The sequence below is a fragment of the Enterobacter quasiroggenkampii genome, assembly GCF_043972695.1.
GTDB lineage: Bacteria > Pseudomonadota > Gammaproteobacteria > Enterobacterales > Enterobacteriaceae > Enterobacter > Enterobacter quasiroggenkampii.
In genome coordinates, this window is sequence record NZ_CP143745.1 from 3,602,913 (window position 1) to 3,624,602 (window position 21,690).

The window sequence follows — 21,690 nt, forward strand, 5'->3', positions numbered from 1 at the left end:
CTCAGGCAGGCTTTCTCAGTTTACGCTATTACGCCTCGGTTTTGCGCCATCTGCGCGTCAGCACTTTTTCCGCCTCGACAATAAGGAACATCACAAAACCAATCAGGAAGGTGATGACCCAGTAGCGGAACGGCAGTGCTTCGGTGCCAAACAGCATCTGCATGAACGGTGCGTAAATGATAAGAAATTGTAGCGCCAGCAGTACACCGCTCACGATCCAAATCCCTTTATTCGCCAGCAGGCCTTTGCTCAGCGAGAAGCCGTCATTAACGCGGCAGTTAAGCATGTAAAACCACTGCGCGGTCACCAGGGTTTGCAGCAGCACGGTGCGGATAAATTCCGCTGAGTAACCGCGCGGCTGTAGCCAGGCTTCCAGCACGAAAGCGCTGATGGCAATCATCAGACCGACAAACACCACGCGCCAGATGGCATAGCCGTCCATCACATGCAGATTCGCCTTACGCGGTGGCCGGTTCATGATGTCCTTCTCACCCGCTTCAAACGCCAGGCCAAACGACAGCGTCGCCGACGTCGCCATGTTCATCCACAGGATCAGGACCGGCGTCAGAGGGATCAGGTTCCCCGCCAGCAGCGCGATGATGATTAGCAGGGCCTGCGCAATGTTGCTCGGGATAACGAAGAGAATCGTTTTTTTCAGGTTATCGTAAACACGACGCCCCTCGTGCACCGCACTGGCAATGGTGGCAAAGTTGTCATCCGTTAACACCATGTCGGCGGCTTCCTTGGTGACCTCTGTCCCCTTAATCCCCATGGCGATACCCACATCCGCCCGTTTGAGCGCCGGGGCATCATTTACGCCATCCCCGGTCATGCCCACCACTTCCTGTTTACTTTGCAGGGCCTGCACGAGGCGGAATTTATCCTCCGGGCTGGTTCGGGCGAAAATATCGTACTGCTGCGCGGCGTCGCTCAGCTGACGGTCGTCCATCGCCTCCAGCTCGCGTCCGGTGATAGCGCTTGCAGCGTTACCAATCCCCAGCATTTGCCCAATGCTCATGGCCGTTTGCGGGTGGTCGCCGGTGATCATTTTCACGCGAATCCCGGCCTGCAGACAGTCGGCAATCGCGGTAATGGCCTCCGGACGCGGCGGATCCATCATTCCCGCAATACCCAGCAGGATCACGCCATCACGCAGGTCCGGGTGATCCAGCTCGCGCTGTCCCTCGCGGGCAGGTTTCCAGGCCGCAGCCACCATACGCAACCCTTCCCGGGCATACTCTTCAATCTTGCCTTCCCAGTAAGGTTGGTCGAACGGCTGCAGTCCGTCATTCGTCTGCTGGTACTGACAGAGGCGGAACAGGACGTCCGGCGCGCCAGTGATTAAAATCACCTCTTCTTCACCCAGCCGGTACAGCGTGGACATGTATTTATACTGCGAATCAAACGGGATTTTACTGCGCATTTCGGTATCACGCGGTGGGAGCGGGATTTTTGCCGCCAGCACCTTCAGGGCGCCCTCGGTCGGCCCCCCGGTGATTTTCCACAGCCCCTGCTCGTCTTTGATCAGCTGGCTGTCATTACAAAGGTCAATGGTGCGCAGGTAGCGTTCCAGCAGGGAACCCTGCGTCACGCTGACGGGCGTCGGGTCATCTACGGGGTGAATATTCCCCACCGGTTCGTAGCTGTCGCCCTCAACGCGATAGGTCGTCTCAGCGGTAATCACCGCTTTGACCGTCATTTCATTCATCGTCAGGGTGCCGGTTTTATCCGAGCAGATGACTGTCATTGCGCCCAGGGTTTCCACCGTGGGCAACTTACGAATGATGGCCTTGCGACGCGCCATGGCCTGTACGCCAAGCGAAAGGATGATGGAAATGATGGCCGGCAGGCCTTCCGGCACGGCGGCAACGGCGAGGCTGATAAGCGACAGCACCAGTTCAGAAACCGGCATATCCCGGAACAAGAGGCTGAAAACAAACAGCGCCACCATCATGACCAGGATAGTAATGAAGATGGTTTTACCGAGCTTATCCATCTGCACCATCAGCGGCGTGCGGTGCTTTTCAATGTCGGACATCATCTGATTGATGTGGCCAAGCTCGGTCTCGCCCCCGGTTGCCACCACCACGCCTTTACCGCCGCCGGAGCTGACGGTGGTGCCTGAGTAAAGCAGGTTATACCGGTCACCTAAAGGCAGTTCCCCGCTTAACGCATCGCTGTTTTTTTCAACAACGGTGGATTCGCCGGTCAGGATGGCCTCCTCCACGCGAAGGTTATGCGCTTCAATCACACGCAGGTCCGCAGGAATACGATCCCCGGCGCGGATCACCACGATATCCCCCGGGACCAGCGACGTGGTGGGGATCGTTTCATGATTCCCCTGTCGTACCACCACGGCTTCGCTGGAGAGCATATTGCGAATACTCTGCAACGATTTTTCAGCATTGCTCTCCTGGATATGGCCAATCAGCGCGTTAATGATGGCAACCCCCAGGATCACGAACATGTCTACCCAGTGGCCCATAAAGAGCTTAAGCAACGCGGCCACCAGCAGAACGTAAATCAATACATCGTTAAAATGCGCCAGGAAGCGCAGCCAGGCGGGTTTGCCCTTTTTTTGCGGCAATGCATTCTCACCATGCTGCTGAAGTCGGGCTGATGCCTCAGTGCCGCTAAGTCCTTCCAGAGTGGAGTGGATATTCGACAGGGTTTCGTCAACGGTTTGTTGATAATATGGACGTTCAGATTTTCCTGTTTTCATCGTTCCTTCCTCAGGTTCTATTCAGAAATCACCTTGCTTTCATGTAATTAACGAATAACGAAAACAGGAACATGGGCGTAACGGACAATACTTGCCGCCTCCGATCCTAACAAATGGGTTTGAATATTTGGATTTCGAGAGCCGACAATAATCGCGCCAGCAGCAAGTTCATCCGCCAGCTTAATAACCTCATCACGAACATTTCCGCTACGAACATGGAGATGAACCCGCTCTTCTGGCAGATTCAATTTTTTGACCAGGTCAGACATTTTTTCTTTCGAATTATTAATCATATATTCATCCATCTTGCGCGCATCTGAAATAAAACCGCGCGTCAGTTCGGCTGAAAATTTGGGCATGACGTGCAGCAAATGAATGTCACCTGATGCGCTTTGCGCCAGAAACTGTGCATGTTGCAACGCTTTATCCGCCAGGCTTGTCTCGTAGACGTCCACCGGAACGAGAATGTTTTTATACATATCGAGCATCCTTTTTATAACCAACATGAGAGTGAATGAAGCATAAAAACGCATTAAATGCAGGGGGTTGCCCTTAATGCCAGTTACGGTAAAAAGAGATGAATAATATTAAACGTAGCACAGGAATATCAGGTTTAGCGCTTCCCCACTGCTAATGGTTATTTAACATTTATCTTTTCGCCGACTATGCTCATAGTTAGCCACCGCTTCCGGCTCATGGAGGAATGTATGTATGGTATAAGCCTGATCCGACTGGGTATGTTTATTGCGCTTGCCATTATCGCCAGCACGGCGATTGGTTTATTTACCTATATGGTCGTCACTGTTCTGGCAGAATAGTGTCACCCCTGTCCAGGTTATGGAATAAATAAAACAGTTATTTATTAGGGGAATACAGTGAACCGCTACCTCTCTCTTTTACCGTTCGTTTTGTTAACGCTCACAGCGTGCGACCCGAAACCCAAAGACGTCTCCCCCCTGCCCAGGATGGTAAAAGTAGCGGAGGTGACGGTTCCCGGTAACGCCCAGCAGCGCGTTTTTCCCGCCCGCATTGAATCGGGCGATGCCACAGACCTTTCCTTCAAGCGCGCAGGTCAAATTGAAGCGCTCGATGTGCGTCAGGGCGCAGTCATCAAGCAGGGTCAACAGCTTGCAAGATTGAATGCCCGTGAAGCCCAGCAGCGGGTTAATGACAGACAAACGGCGGCGACGCTGGCCCAGAGGCAATTCGATCGTTTCCAGACGCTGGCGGGCCGCCAGGCGGTTTCGAAAGCCGAAATGGACGTGCAGCGTGCGAACCGCGATTCGGCGAATGCGGCGCTACAGATCGCCCGAGAAGAGTTGAATCAAATGACGCTTGTCGCCCCCTTCAGCGGGACGGTGGCCAGCGTACATGTCCGAAACCATCAGGTGGTGTCTGCCGGTCAGCCCATCGCGACGTTAACCCGCACCGATCTGCTTGACGTGGTGTTCAGCATCCCTGAAAACCTGTTTAAGACCTTTGATATTCGCAACGCGCAGTATCGCCCGGTAGTGAGAATTAACGCCATTCCGGATCGGGAATTTACCGCCGTTTATAAAGAACACTCAGGCAGCAGCGACAGTAATACCCTCACCTGGCAGGTAATACTCACCATGCCGCGGCCAGATGATTTTCCCGCCGTCGGTGGCGTAAGCGGTACGGTTACCATTAATTTAACCAACCTCCCGGCTGGCGCGGGCACTCAGGCGCTGGTCGTACCGGTTGAGGCAGTCTTTAACCCGGACAACAGCCCGCGCAATGAGCCGCACGTCTGGGTTGTGGCGGGAGAAGGCGACACGCTCCATCTTGAAGACCGCAAGGTCAGCGTGGGGCAAGTGATTACCGAAGGCGTAGTGATCACCAGCGGGCTTAAGGCGGGCGAGCGCGTGGTAGCCGCAGGCGTTGGGGAGCTGCATGCTAACCAGCCGGTGCGTATCTGGACGCGTGAACGGGGACTGTAATGGATATCTCTCGTCAATTTATTAATAACCCTGTTCGCGTCTGGCTAACGATTCTGCTGCTGGGCATCGGGGGTATTTTCGCGCTGTTGAATATCGGCAGGCTGGAAGATCCCGCCTTTACCATCAAAACCGCAGTGGTTGTCACCCACTACCCCGGCGCATCCGCTCAGCAGGTCGAAGAAGAGGTGACGCTGCCGCTGGAGAATGCCCTTCAGCAGCTGCCTTATCTGGACAACGTGAGCTCCATCTCTTCAAACGGTTTGTCACAAATCACCGTTAACATCGCGTCACGCTATCACTCAAACGAACTGCCGCAGATTTGGGATGAACTGCGCCGCCGCGTGGGCGACGCCTCGCGTCAGTTCCCGCCCGGCGTCGTCACGCCCTTTGTGAATGACGATTTCGGCGACGTGTTCGGCTTCTTCTTCGCCATTTCCGGGGATGAATTCAGTAATCCTGAACTGGTGAGATACGCGGAGCAGCTGCGCCGCGAGTTGATTCTGGTCCCCGGGGTCGCGAAGGTTGCCATCGGTGGAGCGATTAGCCAACAGGTCAATATCGATATTTCCCTGACCAAAATGGCCGCGCGCGGCATTACCCTGAACCAGCTTTCCACCCTGCTCAGCAGGCTTAACGTCGTTTCCAGCGCCGGAGAAATCACCTCTGGCAGCGAATCCATTCGTCTGCACCCGACCGGTGAATTCGAGAATCTTGATGAACTGGCGGATCTCATCATCACGCCTTCCGGCACGGGGGCGGCGACGCGTCTGCGGGATATCGCCACGCTGTCGCGCGGGCTGAACGAATCGCCAGCCAGTATCTACCATGCCAACGGCAAAAAAGCCGTCACCATGGGCGTCTCGTTTATTCCCGGCGTGAACGTGATCGACGTGGGCCACGCGCTGGAGGCGAAGCTAAACCAGATGTCGGCGGAAAAACCGGCAGGCATACAGATAGATCTGTTTTACGATCAGGCAGCCGAAGTGGGCCACTCTGTTAACGGTTTTATTGTTAACTTCCTGATGGCGCTGGCGATTGTCATCGGCGTGCTGCTGATCTTTATGGGCGTACGCAGCGGGATCATCATCGCGTTTTCCCTCGCGCTTAACGTGCTGGGCACGCTGCTGATTATGTATCTCTGGGGCATTGAGCTACAGCGCATCTCGCTTGGGGCGCTGATTATCGCCCTTAGCATGCTGGTGGATAACGCCATCGTCATTGTCGAAGGGGTGTTGATTGCCCGACAGCAGGGCTCCCCGCTATTAACCGCCGTTAACACGATCATCCGTCGCTCCGCCCTGCCGCTGCTGGGGGCGACGGTGATCGCTATCCTTGCGTTTGCGCCTATCGGGCTGTCGCAGGATTCCACCGGGGAATACTGTAAATCCCTCTTCCAGGTGCTGCTGATTTCCCTGATGCTGAGCTGGTTCTCGGCGCTCACCCTCACCCCGGTGATGATTAAGTGGTGGTTGTTTAAAAACGACAGCGAGCCGGAGACCACTGACGAGTCAGATCCTTACGACAAACGTCTCTACCGCCTCTATCAGCGCCTGCTTAACACGCTGCTGCACCATAAGGCACCGACGCTGGTAGTGATGGCCGCCCTGCTGGCCGCGTCTGTCTGGGGGTTTGGCGCGGTGCGGCAAAACTTTTTTCCGTCATCCAATACGCCGATTTTCTTTGTCGACCTGTGGTTACCCTACGGGACCGATATCAAATGGACCGAGAAAATGACCGGTGATATTGAGAAAACCATCAAGGGCCAGCCCGGCGTGGAAACCACCGTCTCCACCATCGGTCAGGGGAGCATGCGGTTTATTCTGACCTACAGCGGACAGCGGCAGTACAGCAACTATGCGCAGATCATGGTGCGCATGGATGACCAGCGTAACATTTCCCCCTTGACCCGCCACGTTGACGAGTACATCGCGCGAAACTACCCGCAGGTGAACGCCAGCACGAAACGGGTGATGTTTGGCCCTTCCGGCGACAGCGCCATTGAAGTGCGCATTAAAGGCCCGGATCCTGACAGGCTGCGTCTGATTGCCAGCCAGGTGGACGATATTCTGGCGCGCGATCCGGCTACGGGGAGCGTCCGAAACGACTGGCAAAACCGCAGCAAAGTGATCCGCCCGCAGTACGTTGCCGCGCTGGGACGCGAGCTTGGCGTGGATAAACAGGACGTCGACAACGCACTGGAGATGAATTTCTCCGGCAGCCGGGCGGGGTTGTATCGGGAAGGCAGCGACCTGCTGCCCGTGGTGGTGAGGCCCCCGGAAAGCGAAAGGCTGGATGCCAGCCACCTGAACAACGTGCTGGTGTGGAGCCAGGCGCGGCAGCAGTATATCCCGCTGAGTAACGTCGTCAGTCGCTTCTCTCTGGAGTGGGAAGATCCGCTCATTCTTCGACGCGACCGCTCGCGGGTATTGACGGTTCAGACGGACCCGGACCCGCTGACCCAGCAAACCTCCGGCGATATTCTCGCCCGCGTGAAGCCGCAGGTAGATGCCCTTCCCCTGCCACACGGCTACAGCATCGAGTGGGGGGGCGATGCGGAAAACTCCAGTGAAGCGCAGCAAGGGCTGTTCACAACGCTGCCTCTCGGGTATCTGGTGATGTTTGTCATTACGGTGCTGATGTTCAGCTCGGTAAAAAATGCCGTCGCAATCTGGCTGACCGTACCGCTGGCGTTGATTGGCGTCACACCAGGATTTTTAATTACCGGCATTCCCTTTGGCTTTATGGCGCTGATTGGTCTGCTGAGCCTGAGCGGAATGCTCATCCGCAACGGCATCGTGCTGGTGGAAGAGATCGAACAGCAGAAAACGCAAAAGGATCAGCACAGCGCGATCGTTTATGCCGCCACCTCGCGCCTGCGCCCTATCCTGCTCACCGCGTTCACGACCGTACTTGGCCTGGCTCCGCTACTGCTGGATGTTTTCTTCCAGAGCATGGCCGTTGTGATTATGTTTGGACTGGGGTTTGCTACAATCCTGACGCTACTGGTACTCCCCGTGATCTATGCGTGTTTCCATCGTAAGGACGAAGCCAAACAACAATGAATGCGACAGGGCTGAACATTATCAAGACGCTGGGCTGCATGACGGCGGTGACCTTCTTCACCATCTACAATACCTGGGATCATTATGATTATGACTATCACTGGATCCTGGGGTTTTTAACCTTTATCTCGACGATCGCTACACCGTTGTTTTTTGTGGTGTCGGGCTATCTCGACGGACAATCCCGGCACGGCACGCGCTGGCAACTGGGTAAAATTAAAAGTCTTGTGATTGTTTTTCTGTTCTGGATAACGATCTACTACCTGTGGGAGCCTTATCAGCGCGGGTATTTAATCCAGCCCTGGTTCGTGTTCGCCTTTGTCGTGATTTACACCTTCCACCCGGCGGTAGAGTGGCTTAGCCAGCGGAGATCGCTGTTCTGCGGCGCGATTGCTGCCCTGCTGTTCTTTTCCTACGGATACGATCTGTTATCGGCGCTTTATCCTGAAACGCACGTCCTTTCTCTTTCACCGCAGTATCGGCTTTGGACGTGGCTGCTGTTTTATCTGACGGGGCAACTCTTCTGCGATCCTAAAATCGCCGAGTGGATAAGCCGCAAAAATGTAGTCCGTGCGGCGGTTATCGCCATTCCGTTTATCTATCTCTTCACCTGGTTTTACGAGCGCCACTTCTTTTTTGCCCTGTTTAAGGCCGACAGAAACGCCTTTATCCTCACCGGCTCGCAGATCTACATCCTGATTATTGCCCTGGTGATTGCGGCGAACGGCGTGCGCTTTCGCCGCAATGCTGAGTTTAAGGAGTCCATACTGGCCGCCATCAGCAAAACGATGACTGGCGTATATATTGTGCACTACTCGGTGTTTCATCTGCTGACGGCGCTGATACCGGTGACGTCGCTCGGTATGAAGCTGGCGTTGATTGTACTTACGTTCGTCACCTCTGTTCTCTTCTCCATGCTGGTATTGTCTAACGCCGTGGCAAAAAAGGTGATCACCCTTTAAAAGCCTAAGCGCAGCCAGGCAAAGAGCACGTTGCCGTTGTTATAAGTCCCGGGAATATAGGTGAACTGGACGGTAACGCGCTGATAGCTGGCCGAAAAAAGCGGGAAGATGAACGGTAGCGGGACATAGTTCGCAAAATCATCGCGCGCCGTGATGCCCGCGGCGGCACCGAGCCCAAGGCGGAAATCTCTGGCATTATCCAGATACCAGCCCTTCTCCCAGCCATAGCCCATCGCGGGCTGCCATTCGTTGTGCGAGTCCTTGAACATCATCGCGAAAAGCGCGCTCCAGTTACCCTCTTCGTTATAGCGGGAAACGCCCAGCCCACCTCCCCACGGCATTTCGTTGTACTTGTCGGTTTTTTCTTTGTCGTACATAAAGCGAGCGTGCCAGCTCAGAAACGGCAGGTACAGATCGTAACGCTGAGGCTGCGCCCAGGTTTGCGAAATGTCTTCCGTCAACGCATTCCACCAGCCGCTGATGCGTTGCTCGCCATAGACGTTGGGCTCCGCCTGAAGCGGTGCGACGAATAAAAACAGAATCATCCAGAATGCCGAAAAGGTGCGTTGCATCGTTATTCCCTCAGCTTAACTCACGCGGCGGTCACTATTACTGTAAACCATTCAGCACTTAACGAAGCCAGAAGAGGCAATTATCTCGCCGCAGGTGTGGATGAAATTTATTTATTCAGCACCTTCCGGAAAGATAAAAACGTTTTCTCAGGCGTTTTGTCGCGGTAGTCTCATAGGTTCCGTTTATATGACGGGCGCAATGTGAGTGACCTTTTCTTATACCAATAATTAAAAAATCAGTACGGACAGGACAACTATGGACTCCACCCTCATCTCCGATCGTCCCAACGAGGAGACACCTTCGCTCAATCGCGCCCGCCGCGCCGCACTCGGCAGCTTCGCGGGTGCCGTCGTCGACTGGTATGATTTTCTGCTTTACGGCATTACCGCCGCGCTGGTGTTTAACCGTGAATTCTTCCCCCAGATCAGCCCTGCGATGGGTACGCTCGCCGCGTTTGCCACCTTCGGCGTCGGCTTTCTGTTTCGCCCCCTGGGCGGGGTGATCTTCGGCCACTTCGGCGACCGCCTGGGCCGCAAGCGCATGCTGATGCTCACCGTCTGGATGATGGGGATCGCCACCGCGCTGATTGGCATTCTCCCGTCGTTTTCCGCCATTGGCTGGTGGGCCCCGGTATTGCTGGTGACATTACGCGCCATTCAGGGCTTCGCCGTGGGCGGCGAATGGGGCGGCGCGGCGCTGTTATCCGTTGAGAGCGCGCCAAAAAATAAGAAAGCGTTTTACAGCAGCGGCGTGCAGGTCGGGTACGGCGTAGGGCTGTTGCTTTCTACAGGGCTGGTGTCGTTAATCAGCCAGCTCACCACCGACGAGCAGTTCCTGAGCTGGGGCTGGCGCATTCCGTTCATCTTCAGCATCGTGCTGGTGATTGCCGCACTGTGGATCCGTAACGGCATGGAGGAGTCCGCTGAATTCGAACAGCAGCAGCAGGAAAAACCGGCCGTCAAAAAGCGGCTGCCGGTGATGGAAGCCCTGATTTGGCACCCTGGCGCTTTTCTGAAAATTATCGCCCTGCGCCTGTGCGAGCTGCTGACGATGTATATCGTCACCGCCTTTGCGCTGAACTACTCGACGCAGAATCTCGGCCTGCCCCGTGAATTGTTCCTGAATATCGGCCTGCTGGTCGGCGGGATCAGCTGTCTGACGATACCCTGCTTCGCCTGGCTGGCGGACCGGTTTGGCCGCCGTCGCGTCTACATCACCGGCGCGCTGATTGGGAGCCTCAGCGCCTGGCCATTCTTTATGGCGCTGGAGGCGCAGTCGATCTTCTGGATTGTCTTCTTTGCCATCATGCTCGCGAACATCGCTCACGATATGGTGGTCTGCGTGCAGCAGCCGATGTTTACCGAACTGTTCGGCGCCAGCTACCGCTACAGCGGCGCGGGCGTGGGCTACCAGGTCGCAAGCGTGGTCGGCGGCGGGTTTACGCCGTTTATTGCCGCCGCGCTGGTGACCTTCTCCGGCGGTAACTGGCACAGCGTGGCGGTTTATCTGCTGGCCGGTTGCCTGCTGTCGGCGGCAACGGCGCTATTGATGAAAGAGACGAGCCACCGCTGATCTCACTTTTGTTTCACAGGCGTGTGACATACTATCGGGTAGAGTCGCACACCTGTGGAACAAGGAGACAGAGATGAATAATAAGGGCTCCAGCCTGACCCCGGCTCAGGCGCTGGAAAAACTCGACGCGCTGTATGAACAGTCCGTCAACGCGCTGCGCAGCGCCATCAGCGAATATATCGAAACAGGGAAACTTCCCGACGAAAAGGCCAGAACCGAGGGCCTTTTTGTTTATCCATCGCTCTCTGTGACCTGGGACGGCAGCGCCAGCACAACACCGAAAACCCGTGCCTACGCCCGTTTTACCCACTCCGGCTGCTACAGCACCACCGTCACCCGCCCGGCCCTGTTCCGCCCGTACCTCGAAGAACAACTTACGCTGCTGTATCAGGATTACGGCGCGCACATTCACGTTGAGCCCTCGCAGCATGAAATTCCATACCCCTACGTGATTGACGGTTCGGCGTTAACCCTCGACCGTTCGATGAGCGCGGGGCTAACCCGCCACTTCCCGACGACGGAACTGTCGCAGATTGGCGATGAGACGGCCGATGGGATCTATCACCCGGCAGAATTTTCTCCCCTGTCGCACTTTGATGCCCGCCGGGTCGATTTCTCCCTGGCGCGTCTGCGCCACTACACCGGCACGCCCGTCGAACATTTCCAGCCGTTCGTCCTCTTTACCAACTACACCCGCTACGTTGACGAGTTTGTCCGCTGGGGCTGCAGCCAGATCCTCGACCCGGAAAGCCCGTATATCGCGCTCTCCTGTGCGGGAGGGATCTGGATCACTGCGGAGACCGAAGCGCCCGAGCAGGCCATTTCTGACCTGGCGTGGAAAAAACATCAGATGCCCGCCTGGCACCTGATCACCGCCGACGGTCAGGGCATTACGCTGATTAACATCGGCGTGGGCCCGTCAAATGCCAAGACCATCTGCGACCATCTGGCGGTGCTGCGTCCGGACGTGTGGCTGATGATCGGCCACTGCGGCGGCCTGCGTGAAAGCCAGCTGATTGGCGACTACGTGCTCGCCCACGCCTATCTGCGTGATGACCACGTGCTGGATGCGGTGCTGCCGCCGGATATCCCAATCCCGAGCATCGCCGAAGTGCAGCGTGCGCTGTATGACGCCACCAAAGAGGTTAGCGGCATGCCGGGTGAAGAAGTTAAGCAGCGCCTGCGCACCGGTACGGTCGTCACGACGGATGACCGCAACTGGGAGCTGCGTTACTCCGCCTCCGCGCTGCGGTTCAACCTGAGCCGCGCGGTGGCCATTGATATGGAGAGCGCCACCATCGCCGCGCAGGGGTATCGCTTCCGCGTCCCGTACGGCACGCTGCTGTGCGTCTCCGATAAGCCGCTGCACGGCGAAATTAAGCTGCCCGGCCAGGCCAACCGTTTCTATGAAGGGGCGATATCCGAACATCTGCAAATTGGCATTCGCGCCATTGACCTGCTGCGGGCAGAAGGTGACCGGCTCCATTCCCGCAAGCTGCGCACCTTCAACGAGCCGCCGTTCCGCTAATAACGATAAGGAATAATCATGTCCAGCACATCTCCGCTCTCTGCCCTGCGCCACTGGCTTGAGGCCAGCCATCTCGACGGGATGATCGTCCCGCGTGCGGATGCATGGCAGAGCGAATACTGCGCGCCCTGTGACGAAAAGCTGGCCTGGCTGACGGGCTTTGACGGCTCTGCTGGCGTCGCGCTTGTACTGAAGGATAAAGCGCTGCTGTTCGTTGACGGGCGCTATCAGGTGCAGGCCCGCGTTCAGGTCAATACGGATGAGGTTGAGATCCACCATCTGCACAACGAGCCGCTGGCAGACTGGCTGACGGCAAACGTCGAGGCGGGCACGCGCATCGGTTTTGACCAAATGCTGATGACCCATTCAGAGTTTGAGCAACTGTCTGCCACGCCTTGCGAACTGGTCCCGCTGAAAGCCTCGCCGTTTGACACCCTATGGACTGACCGCCCTGCCGCACCGGCGGGGCTTATCCGGGAAATGCCGGTTGAATACAGCGGTGAAAGCAGCGCTGATAAACGTCAGCGCGTCGCCGCCGTGCTGGCTGCAAGCAATGCCGATTATCTCGCCGTTACCCTGCCGGATAATATCGCCTGGCTGTTAAACGTCCGTGGCGCGGATATTCCTTACAGCCCGGTACCGCTCTCTTTTGCTCTTCTGCGCCGTGACGGCCACGTTGAGTGGTTTGTTAACGACAGCAAGCTCGGCGCCCTGCCGGAAGACGTGCGCAGTGCGTTTACCATTGCGCCGCAGGACGCCTTTGTCGAACGCTGCCAGCAGATTGCTGCAGGAAAACGGGTGATGATTGATGCCGATTCCGCGCCGGTCGCCCTGCGCTTTGCCATCGAACCCCGGGGAGAAATTGTCTGGCGGACCGACCCCATCACCCTGATGAAAGCCACCAAAAACCCGGTTGAGCTGGCCGGTTATCGCGCGTGTCATCACCAGGACGGCGCCGCCTGGGTCAACTTCCTGGCCTGGCTGAGCCGTGAAGTGCTGCTGCGCGAGGCGGCAGGAAATCCGCTCACCGAGCTGGAAGTTCAGGCGCAGCAGCTGGCGTTCCGTCAACAGCAGCCCGGGTTCATCGAGCAGAGTTTTGCGACCATCTCCGCCTCTTCGAGCAATGCGGCGATGTGCCACTATCATTCGAGCGAGGCCAGCAACAAGCCCATCGGTCATGACCATTTTTACCTGAACGATTCCGGCGGTCAGTACGTGAATGGCACCACCGACGCCACGCGCACGCTGGCATGGGGTAAGGTCGACCCGCAGCAGCGCCTGCACTACACCGCCGTGCTGAGAGGCTTCCTGTCGCTGATTACCCTGCAGTTCCCTTCCGGGACTCAGGGGCATCAGTTGGATGCATTTGCGCGTCGCCCGCTGTGGGAGATGGGGCTGGATTACGATCACGGCACGGGGCATGGCGTGGGTCATCAGCTTCTTATCCACGAAAACCCGCATCGCATTGCCAAAAAGGTCAACCCGTGGCCGCTGGTGGCGGGCAATATCATGACTATCGAGCCGGGCTACTATCTGGGCGATAGCCACGGTATTCGTATTGAAAACCAGGTGGAGATTGTGGAGAGCCGCCCGGGGTTCTGCAGGTTTGCCTCGCTGACGCTGATCCCGATCGACTTAAGCCAGGTTGAGTTGCATTTGCTGAGCGAGCAGGAAAAGCAGTGGCTGGATGCGTATCACCAGCAGGTACGCGAGGCGCTGTCACCGCGGGTGAACAGCGATGCGCGTTCGTGGCTGGTAGAGGCGACGGCGCCGGTTCGTGTGAACGGATAGTGCGGCTTTTGCCGGGTGGCGGCTTCGCCTTACCCGGCCTACGATTCGAGGTTTTTGTAGGTCGGGTAAGGCGAAGCCGCCACCCGACAATTTTACCCGACGCAGAAAAGCAAAAAGCCTGCTTTAAAAGCAGGCTTTTCAAATTTGGCTCCTCTGACTGGACTCGAACCAGTGACATACGGATTAACAGTCCGCCGTTCTACCGACTGAACTACAGAGGAATCGTGTGAACGGGGCGCATATTATCGATGCGCTCCCGGGATGTCAAAGGCAGAATGCATATTTCCGATCGTTTGACGATTTATTCTCCACTTCGCGCAATTGTCAGGCATTTTGTCGCGGATATTTCCATAGCCAGCGCCCGCTGACCATACGCCAGTAGAACAGCGCGCCCCGCACGGCCCAGTCCATGAACATCCCCAGCCAGACGCCGATCACACCCCATCCAAGCATTACCCCAAGCGTATACCCCGCCACGACGCGACATCCCCACATGCCAAGCATCGACACCCACATCGCAAAGCGGGCGTCGCGCGCCCCCTTCAGCCCGGCAGGCAGTACCCATGAGGCCGCCCAGATAGGCATAAAAGCCGCATTGAGCCAGATGAGGACTTTTACAACCTCTTTAACGTCGTCTTCATGGGTATAGAACGAGGCCATCAGCCCGGCAAACGGCGCGGTTCCCCAGGCAATCACGGTCAGTCCAATGGTCGACAGCCAGAAAACGTGGCGCAGCTGTCGCTCCGCCTGGCCGATTTGCCCTTTCCCGAGCCGTTTCCCGGTAATAATGGTCGATGCAGAGCCCAGCGCGTTACCCGGCAGGTTAATCAGCGAGGCGATGGAGAAGGCGATGAAGTTACCGGCGATCACGTCGGTGCCCATCCCGGCGACAAACATCTGCGTCAGTAATTTCCCGCCGTTAAACAGCACCGACTCAATGCTTGCGGGAATGCCGATCCCCATCACTTCCCAGATAATGGCGAAATTGAAGGGGCGGAAATAGCTCTTCAGCGTGAGGCGCAGCGAGGGGGTGATCCCCGCCATCAGCACGCCGATAATCGCCGCTGCACCGATATAGCGTGAAATGGTTAGTCCCAGTCCTGCACCGACAAAGCCCAGCCCGTCCCACGAGAACACGCCGTAGATCAGCACGCTGCTGATGATAATATTCAGGATATTCATTCCGCCGTTGATCAGCAGCGGGATTTTAGTGTTCCCTGCCCCGCGCAGCGCGCCGCTGCCAATCAGGGCGATGGCCGCCGCCGGATAGCTGATGACGGTCATCTCCAGATAGGTCAGCGCCAGGTCTTTAACCTCGTTCGTGGCCTCCCCGGCGACAAAATCGATGATCTCTTTGCCGAAATAGTGGATCACCGCCGCCAGAACGGCCGAAAACACAGTCATGATCATCAGCGACTGGCGTGCCGCCTCGCGCGCACGTTTGGGATCCAGCTTGCCGAGGCTAAAGGCCACCACCACCGTCGTCCCGAGGTCAATGGCGGCAAAGAACGAGATCACCACCATGTTAAAGCTGTCCGCCAGACCAACCCCCGCCATCGCCTCTTTTCCCAACCAGCTCACCAGGAAGGTGCTCAGCACCCCCATCAGCAGAACACAGGTATTTTCCAGGAAGATAGGCACGGCAAGAGGGGTGATTTCACGCCAGAAGAGAACCCGATAGCTTTTACGTTTTGCATACCATGGCGTGCGCGCGATCGCCTGGCGTAAGGAGGCAGTGACGTTCAAAATGGACCTTAGCGAGAAAAGTTGAAACTCCATTTCAAATAATGGGGGAGAAATGCTCATCCTGCAAAGTATTTTCCGGAAAAAGATGTGTGGATTTACAACAAACTGACGACAGAATCAGCAATCAATCGATTTTCCCTAAGATCAGGTTTGACAAAACTTTTTTCGCCGCTAAGATAAGCCTCCACAACGATTCCTCTGTAGTTCAGTCGGTAGAACGGCGGACTGTTAATCCGTATGTCACTGGTTCGAGTCCAGTCAGAGGAGCCAAATTTAAAAAGCCTGCTTTTAAAGCAGGCTTTTTGCTTTGCGGATGAGGGAAAATGAACGCTCTGTTTGTCTACGGCACGCTGCGTCCGGGCCATTCTAATGCGCATATCCTTGAAAACATTGGTGGCGAATGGCTGGCCGGTTTCGTCTCCGGTACGTTTTACGAACGCGGCTGGGGCGCTGCGGCGGACTTCCCGGGGATCGTGCTCCACCCCGATGGCCCCCGCGTCGAAGGCTATCTGTTTATCTCTGATCGCCTTGCCGCACACTGGTCAATGCTGGATGAGTTTGAAGACGGCTACGATCGGGTTGAGGTCACGGTGACCACCTCTGAAGGCAAGCAGGTTCAAGCCTGGATTTACCAGCTACAGCCGCGTTCTGAACCATAAAAAAAGGCTCTCTGTCACCAGAGAGCCTTTTTCACTATTCGCTGCGATTACTCGCTTTTTGCTTCGCCGTTTTTGATTTCGCCCATCACTTTCAGCTTTTTAGAGATGTCACGACGCTCTTTGGACAGCTCAGCATTTTTGATGATGTAGTCATCAACACGGTCTTCATAGTCGCTCTTCATGCTGGCGATGATGCCCTGAATAGCTTCAACGCTCATGCCTGGCTTGATGTAGTCGCTCAGGTTGTCGAGCAGCAGAACACGTTTCTGGTTGTCACGGATCTTCTTCTCAACGTCCTGGATTTCACGCTGCAGTTTGTTTTTGCGGCGGAACAGGCGGACGAATTCCAGAACATCCTGGAACGAAGGCTTGGTAGTTTCCATTTTTACACCCCTGATAATGTGAGATTCGGATTCGTTAAAGCAACCGTTGTAACAATAACCTTACTGACAGCGGCCGCGAATGACAATGAGTATATCGTTTAAAGCTATCATAACCCCAATTGCTGCTGAATCGAAGCAGCAGGCGTCACATACGCCTTTTATTTGCGCAGCGCCCGGCAAATCAGGTGCGATAACAGCTCAAGCTGCCGCGCCAGTTCCATGCTCAGCCAGACGTAGCCATGAATAGGCGTTTCCGCCACGTTATCGCTCTGGCGCTCATTGATTAACTGCTTCAGTTCCGCAACGATCTCATTCAGACGCTCGCTGTTGGCCAGGATCGGCTGCGGGTTACCTTCGTAGAGCGCATGGGCGATGGTCAACAGCGTTTGCTGCGTCATCTGCTGGGTCTCTTTGAGAGTCTGCGCGTTAAGCATCAACAGATGGCTGGGTCGCGTGGCCCAGTGTGCGTTGATTTGCAGTTCAAGCATGCAGACCAGATTGCGGCTCACCGTCTGAATAGCTTCGAAAATTGATTTCTGAATATGGGTTTCTTTGCTGGCTGGCGTGATCAAGCCGCGCATTTTGACCACGTCGTTAAGAATGGTTTGCAGGTGCTTTTCCAGGCGCGGGCGCTCAACCAGATTCGGGGAAAAACCGGCCTGATAGACGCGGTTAAACGCGGTGACGTAGCTAGCCATCTGAATACGCCAGTGCAGAAAAGCGCGCTGCGGCCAGATACCGGTGAAGAGCATCGCCAGCAGTGAACCCAGGATGACATCCCCGCTTCGCCACAGCGCCGTGGTCATATCCCCGGCGGGTGCACCGACCACCACCGCGAGAGTAATACCGATCAGCAGCGCCTGATAAGGCTTTTTACCCAACGCCAGCCAGCCGCACAGGAACATGGCGGCACCGCACCATGCCAGCATGACCGGGAACGAGATGAGCTCCAGCTTCAGGGCAATAAGCCCCAGGGCCGAACCTAACACGGTCCCGCCAATACGCTCCAGAGCGCGCGGGACGACGTTGCCCCAAAACGAGATGGGCCCCATCACCACCACCAGCGTGATCAGCGGCCACGTTCCTTCCGGAACCTCCAGCAAACGCACCAGGACAAACGTCAACACGAACGCCAGCGCGATGCGACACCCGTGCACCACGCGGTAGTGTTTGTACAACCGAATTTCAAAAGGCGTTAATGATTTGTCGGGACGCACACCCGCTCTCCAGCTACACGGCAAAGCACAATTGTACTGTGTTTTCAGCCGGGCGGATCGCTCCCGGCTTAAAAACCCTTCATTTAGCAGGCTTAAACCGTTTTGTGCTCGACGGCGATATACATTTCGATATCCCAGTAGCCGTCCGCATTGCCGTCATTGAGATAGCGCTCGAAGCAGGGTTTGAGCGCCATCTGGTACTTATTGTCCTGCAGCAGGGAATTGAAGAACTGATACCACGGCGTGGCGAAGTCGTAGTTTTCGACGCGCGCCGTCGCCACGGCATAATCCCCGGCCGCGATTTCCGTCATCATGACGCCTTCGCTGTTTTCCGGGATGACGAAATCATCCGGTACCGTCACGGCCGTATCACAGCGCAGTTTTTCTGCCGGGACTTCATCCGGGTTATCGTAATAGACTGCCACCCACTCCAGCGGCTCAATGTGACGCCCGTCGACCCACATGACCAGCTGTTCAAAGCCCTGTTTTACCGTGTGTTCCCACGGGCCGACCAAATGAAAACCGGCAATCTTACGTTTCTGTTGCTGCGTAATGCTGTAGTCCATACTGCCTCCGCTCATCACTGTATATTTATACACTATAAAACTGGATTATCATTATCAGCAAACGAGGAGTGTTTATTATGTGAGCAGACTCGCAACCCTGCCAGTCTACTCAGCAGCAGTTAAAGCGTGTGATGCAGATAATCGCTCAGACGAGAGAACAGGCCGCCTTTATCAACGGCTTCCAGCGTGACCAGCGGCCAGTGGGCTACCACCTTGTCGCGGTCATAGAGCTGAATCTCCCCGACCCGCTGATGCGCAGCAATCGGCGCTTCCAGCTCTTTTTTATCCAGCACGTACTTGGCTTTGATGTTGGGAACCTCCGCTTTCGGCAAGGCCAGCCAGAAGTCCTGATCGGTGCCCAGTTTCACCTGCTCCTTATCGCCGTACCAGATGCGCTCTGTCCCCACTTTTTTACCGCTATGCAGGATCTGCACCGTATCGAAATTCTGCTGCCCCCAGTGCAGCAGTTTCCGGGCCTGGTCTTCGCGCCCTTTCGGACTATCCGCCCCCATCACCACCGCGATTAACCGGCGCTGGCCGTCTACGGCAGACGCAATCAGGTTAAAACCGGCCCCTGAGGTATGCCCCGTTTTCAACCCGTCCACGTTCATGGTCTTATCCCAGAGCAGGCCGTTACGGTTTTGCTGGGTGATTCCGTTCCAGGTCAGGCTTTTTTCGCTGTACATATGATAAAACTCAGGCTCGCCGTGGATGATGGCCCGGGAGAGAACGGCCAGGTCATACGCCGAGCTGTGCTGGCCCGGCGCGTCCAGCCCATGGACGGTTTCAAAATGCGTATCGCGCAGGTTCAGCTTCTGCACGTAGTCGTTCATCATCTTCACAAACTGCGGCTGCCCGCCCGCCACGTGATCGGCCAGCGCCACGCAGGCGTCGTTGCCAGAATCGACAATCAGGCCGCGGCTCAGATCGCGCACGGAGACGCGATCGCCCTCTTTCAGGAACATCAGCGATGAACCGTCAAACACCGGGTTCCCTTTTGCCCAGGCATCACGTCCTACGGTGACGATGTCATCCGGGGTAATGCGGTGGCTATCAATGGCCCGATCCACTACATAGCCCGTCATCAGCTTGGTCAGGCTCGCCGGATTACGTTGTTGATGTTCGTTGCCCGCCGTTAAAATCTGACCAGTCGTGTAATCCATCAGCACCCAGGAGCCCGCCTGAATGGCCGGAGGCTGCGGCGAAAAATCCAGTGGTTCGGCCGCAAAAGCAGATGAGACACTCGAAGCGAGTAAAGAAACAGCAATAAACAGACGGCGTTTCAACGGTATATCCTCAGGTCATTAAAAATCGATGACCTTTTTACGGGAGTTCTGATGTCGTTACCTGGCTTAATTGCAAAAAAATGTGACAGAACGCAGATTTTTCTCTGAAGCTGGCGCGCAAATTTGCGACGCGGCGGTGCTTTTTATTCGGTCTGACCCGCACGATCGTTTACCATAGTGACGTCATTTTTTAACAGGATGGTATTACTGGTGTCTGACTCTGCCGCTCGCCCGACTTTTTTGTTCCACGATTACGAAACCTTTGGCACGCACCCGGCGCTGGACCGACCGGCGCAGTTTGCCGCCATCCGTACCGACGACGAATTCAACATCATTGGCGAGCCCGAGGTCTTTTACTGCAAGCCTGCGGATGACTACCTGCCGCAGCCCGGCGCGGTGATGGTCACCGGGATCACCCCTCAGGAAGCGCGGGAAAAAGGCGTTAACGAGGCAGAATTCGCCCGACGCATCCACGACTTGTTTACCGTCCCCAACACCTGCGTGGTCGGTTACAACAACATCCGCTTCGATGACGAAGTGACGCGCAACATCTTTTATCGTAACTTCTACGATCCCTATGCCTGGAGCTGGCAGAACCGCAATTCGCGCTGGGATTTGCTCGACATCATGCGCGCCTGCTACGCCCTGCGTCCTGAGGGCATTCACTGGCCGGAAAATGAGGAAGGGCTGACCAGCTTCCGGCTGGAACACCTGACGCGCGCCAACGGCATTGAGCACAGCAATGCCCACGACGCGATGGCGGACGTCTATGCCACCATTGCCATGGCGAAGCTGGTGAAAAGCGCGCAGCCACGACTGTTCGAGTATCTGCTCAGCCATCGCAGCAAGCAGAAGCTTATGACCCTTATCGACGTACCGCAGATGAAACCCCTGGTGCATATTTCCGGCATGTTTGGCGCATGGCGCGGCAATACCAGCTGGGTCGCGCCGCTGGCGTGGCATCCGGACAACCGTAATGCGGTCATCATGGTGGATTTGGCGGGCGATATTTCACCGCTGCTGGAGCTCGACAGCGATACCCTGCGTGAACGGCTGTACACGCCGAAGAATGAACTCGGCGATCTGCCTGCTGTGCCGGTCAAGCTGGTGCATATCAATAAATGTCCGGTACTGGCGCAGGCGAATACGCTGCGCCCGGAAGATGCGGACAGACTCGGCATTAACCGCCAGCACTGCCTCGATAATCTCAAAGTGCTGCGTGAAAATCCGCAGGTGCGCGAGAAAGTCGTGGCCATTTTTGCCGAAGCCGAGCCGTTCGTGCCGTCTGAAAACGTGGACGCCCAGCTCTATAATGGTTTCTTCAGCGATGCCGATCGCGCGGCCATGAATATCGTTCTGCAAACCGAGCCACGCAACTTACCGGCGCTGGATATCACCTTCGCTGATAGCCGTATCGAAAAGCTGATGTTTAATTACCGCGCGCGTAATTACCCGGGAACCCTGGATGAAGCAGAGCAGGAACGCTGGCTGCAGCACCGTCGTAACGTGTTTACGCCAGAATATCTGCACAGCTACGCCCAGGAGCTGGAAATGCTTTATGGCCAGTATGAAGGGAATGCTGAGAAACAGGCACTGCTGAAATCCCTGTACCAGTACGCGCAAGAGATAGTTTGATCGATGGGTATAAAAAAGCCGGAGGCG

Annotated in this window: 16 protein-coding genes and 2 tRNA genes; 9 read left to right on the forward strand and 9 right to left on the reverse strand. The window is 56.1% G+C overall.

Annotated features, from left to right (window positions below; translation table 11 throughout):
• Positions 1–28: 28 nt before the first annotated feature.
• Entirely contained in the window at positions 29–2,722 is a 2,694-nt protein-coding gene (locus V1572_RS17315; protein ID WP_395299413.1) for a cation-transporting P-type ATPase, read from the reverse strand.
• A gap of 47 nt (positions 2,723–2,769) precedes the next feature.
• Entirely contained in the window at positions 2,770–3,201 is a 432-nt protein-coding gene (locus V1572_RS17320; RefSeq protein ID WP_063622043.1) for a universal stress protein, read from the reverse strand.
• A 396-nt stretch (positions 3,202–3,597) separates the two neighbouring features.
• Here V1572_RS17320 and V1572_RS17325 point away from each other — a divergent pair, with 396 nt between their 5' ends.
• Genes V1572_RS17325 through V1572_RS17335 form a run of 3 tightly spaced genes read left to right on the forward strand, consistent with a single transcriptional unit; the run spans position 3,598 to position 8,707 of the window.
• Positions 3,598–4,683, forward strand: a complete 1,086-nt coding sequence (locus V1572_RS17325; protein ID WP_063622044.1) for an efflux RND transporter periplasmic adaptor subunit — start codon at positions 3,598–3,600, stop codon at positions 4,681–4,683.
• Positions 4,683–7,745 carry an efflux RND transporter permease subunit gene (locus V1572_RS17330; protein WP_395299414.1) on the forward strand — a complete coding sequence of 1,021 codons (3,063 nt, stop codon included), beginning with the start codon at positions 4,683–4,685 and terminating at the stop codon, positions 7,743–7,745. Before V1572_RS17325 ends, V1572_RS17330 begins: the two co-directional genes overlap by 1 nt.
• Positions 7,742–8,707, forward strand: a complete 966-nt coding sequence (locus V1572_RS17335; protein ID WP_048029361.1) for an acyltransferase — start codon at positions 7,742–7,744, stop codon at positions 8,705–8,707. The genes V1572_RS17330 and V1572_RS17335 overlap by 4 nt, the downstream gene beginning before the upstream one ends.
• On the opposite strand, the gene pagP is transcribed toward V1572_RS17335, so the two are convergent.
• Positions 8,704–9,279, reverse strand: coding sequence for a lipid IV(A) palmitoyltransferase PagP (gene pagP / locus V1572_RS17340; RefSeq protein ID WP_045908122.1), 576 nt, complete (start codon positions 9,277–9,279; stop codon positions 8,704–8,706). The two genes, V1572_RS17335 and pagP, sit on opposite strands and share 4 nt — an antisense overlap.
• A 256-nt stretch (positions 9,280–9,535) precedes the next feature.
• Here pagP and shiA point away from each other — a divergent pair, with 256 nt between their 5' ends.
• The 3 genes from shiA (at position 9,536) to V1572_RS17355 (ending at position 14,171) form a co-directional block, all read left to right on the forward strand.
• Positions 9,536–10,852: a shikimate transporter gene (shiA, locus tag V1572_RS17345; RefSeq protein ID WP_395299415.1), complete on the forward strand. Its 1,317-nt coding sequence runs from the start codon at positions 9,536–9,538 to the stop codon at positions 10,850–10,852.
• Between the two features lie 73 nt (positions 10,853–10,925).
• A complete protein-coding gene (locus V1572_RS17350; RefSeq protein ID WP_045908120.1) occupies positions 10,926–12,380 on the forward strand; it encodes an AMP nucleosidase in 1,455 nt (484 codons plus the stop codon).
• Between the two features lie 18 nt (positions 12,381–12,398).
• On the forward strand, positions 12,399–14,171 hold the full coding sequence (locus tag V1572_RS17355) for an aminopeptidase P family protein (RefSeq protein WP_395299416.1): 1,773 nt from the start codon (positions 12,399–12,401) through the stop codon (positions 14,169–14,171).
• Positions 14,172–14,316: 145 nt separating this feature from the next.
• On the opposite strand, the gene V1572_RS17360 is transcribed toward V1572_RS17355, so the two are convergent.
• Both V1572_RS17360 and emmdR read right to left on the reverse strand, forming a co-directional pair.
• Positions 14,317–14,392 (reverse strand) — tRNA-Asn (locus tag V1572_RS17360).
• 103 nt (positions 14,393–14,495) lie between these two features.
• Positions 14,496–15,950 carry a multidrug efflux MATE transporter EmmdR gene (gene emmdR, locus V1572_RS17365; RefSeq protein ID WP_395299417.1) on the reverse strand — a complete coding sequence of 485 codons (1,455 nt, stop codon included), beginning with the start codon at positions 15,948–15,950 and terminating at the stop codon, positions 14,496–14,498.
• A 161-nt stretch (positions 15,951–16,111) separates the two neighbouring features.
• Here emmdR and V1572_RS17370 point away from each other — a divergent pair.
• Positions 16,112–16,187 (forward strand) — tRNA-Asn (locus V1572_RS17370).
• A 53-nt stretch (positions 16,188–16,240) separates the two neighbouring features.
• Complete coding sequence (locus tag V1572_RS17375; protein WP_235404693.1) at positions 16,241–16,576, forward strand: gamma-glutamylcyclotransferase family protein; 336 nt, start codon at positions 16,241–16,243, stop codon at positions 16,574–16,576.
• Positions 16,577–16,623: 47 nt separating this feature from the next.
• Here the strand turns inward: V1572_RS17375 and V1572_RS17380 are convergent, their stop codons facing one another.
• From V1572_RS17380 to dacD, 4 genes are all read right to left on the reverse strand, one after another.
• Positions 16,624–16,959 carry a DUF496 family protein gene (locus tag V1572_RS17380; protein ID WP_008499467.1) on the reverse strand — a complete coding sequence of 112 codons (336 nt, stop codon included), beginning with the start codon at positions 16,957–16,959 and terminating at the stop codon, positions 16,624–16,626.
• Positions 16,960–17,117: 158 nt separating this feature from the next.
• Positions 17,118–18,176, reverse strand: coding sequence for an FUSC family protein (locus tag V1572_RS17385; RefSeq protein WP_045908595.1), 1,059 nt, complete (start codon positions 18,174–18,176; stop codon positions 17,118–17,120).
• A gap of 92 nt (positions 18,177–18,268) precedes the next feature.
• Complete coding sequence (gene sbmC, locus V1572_RS17390) at positions 18,269–18,742, reverse strand: DNA gyrase inhibitor SbmC (RefSeq protein ID WP_045908596.1); 474 nt, start codon at positions 18,740–18,742, stop codon at positions 18,269–18,271.
• Positions 18,743–18,861: 119 nt separating this feature from the next.
• On the reverse strand, positions 18,862–20,028 hold the full coding sequence (gene dacD, locus V1572_RS17395; protein WP_032646438.1) for a serine-type D-Ala-D-Ala carboxypeptidase DacD: 1,167 nt from the start codon (positions 20,026–20,028) through the stop codon (positions 18,862–18,864).
• Between the two features lie 198 nt (positions 20,029–20,226).
• Between dacD and sbcB the strand changes: the two genes are divergently transcribed.
• A complete protein-coding gene (gene sbcB, locus V1572_RS17400; protein WP_395299998.1) occupies positions 20,227–21,663 on the forward strand; it encodes an exodeoxyribonuclease I in 1,437 nt (478 codons plus the stop codon).
• Positions 21,664–21,690 lie beyond the last annotated feature (27 nt).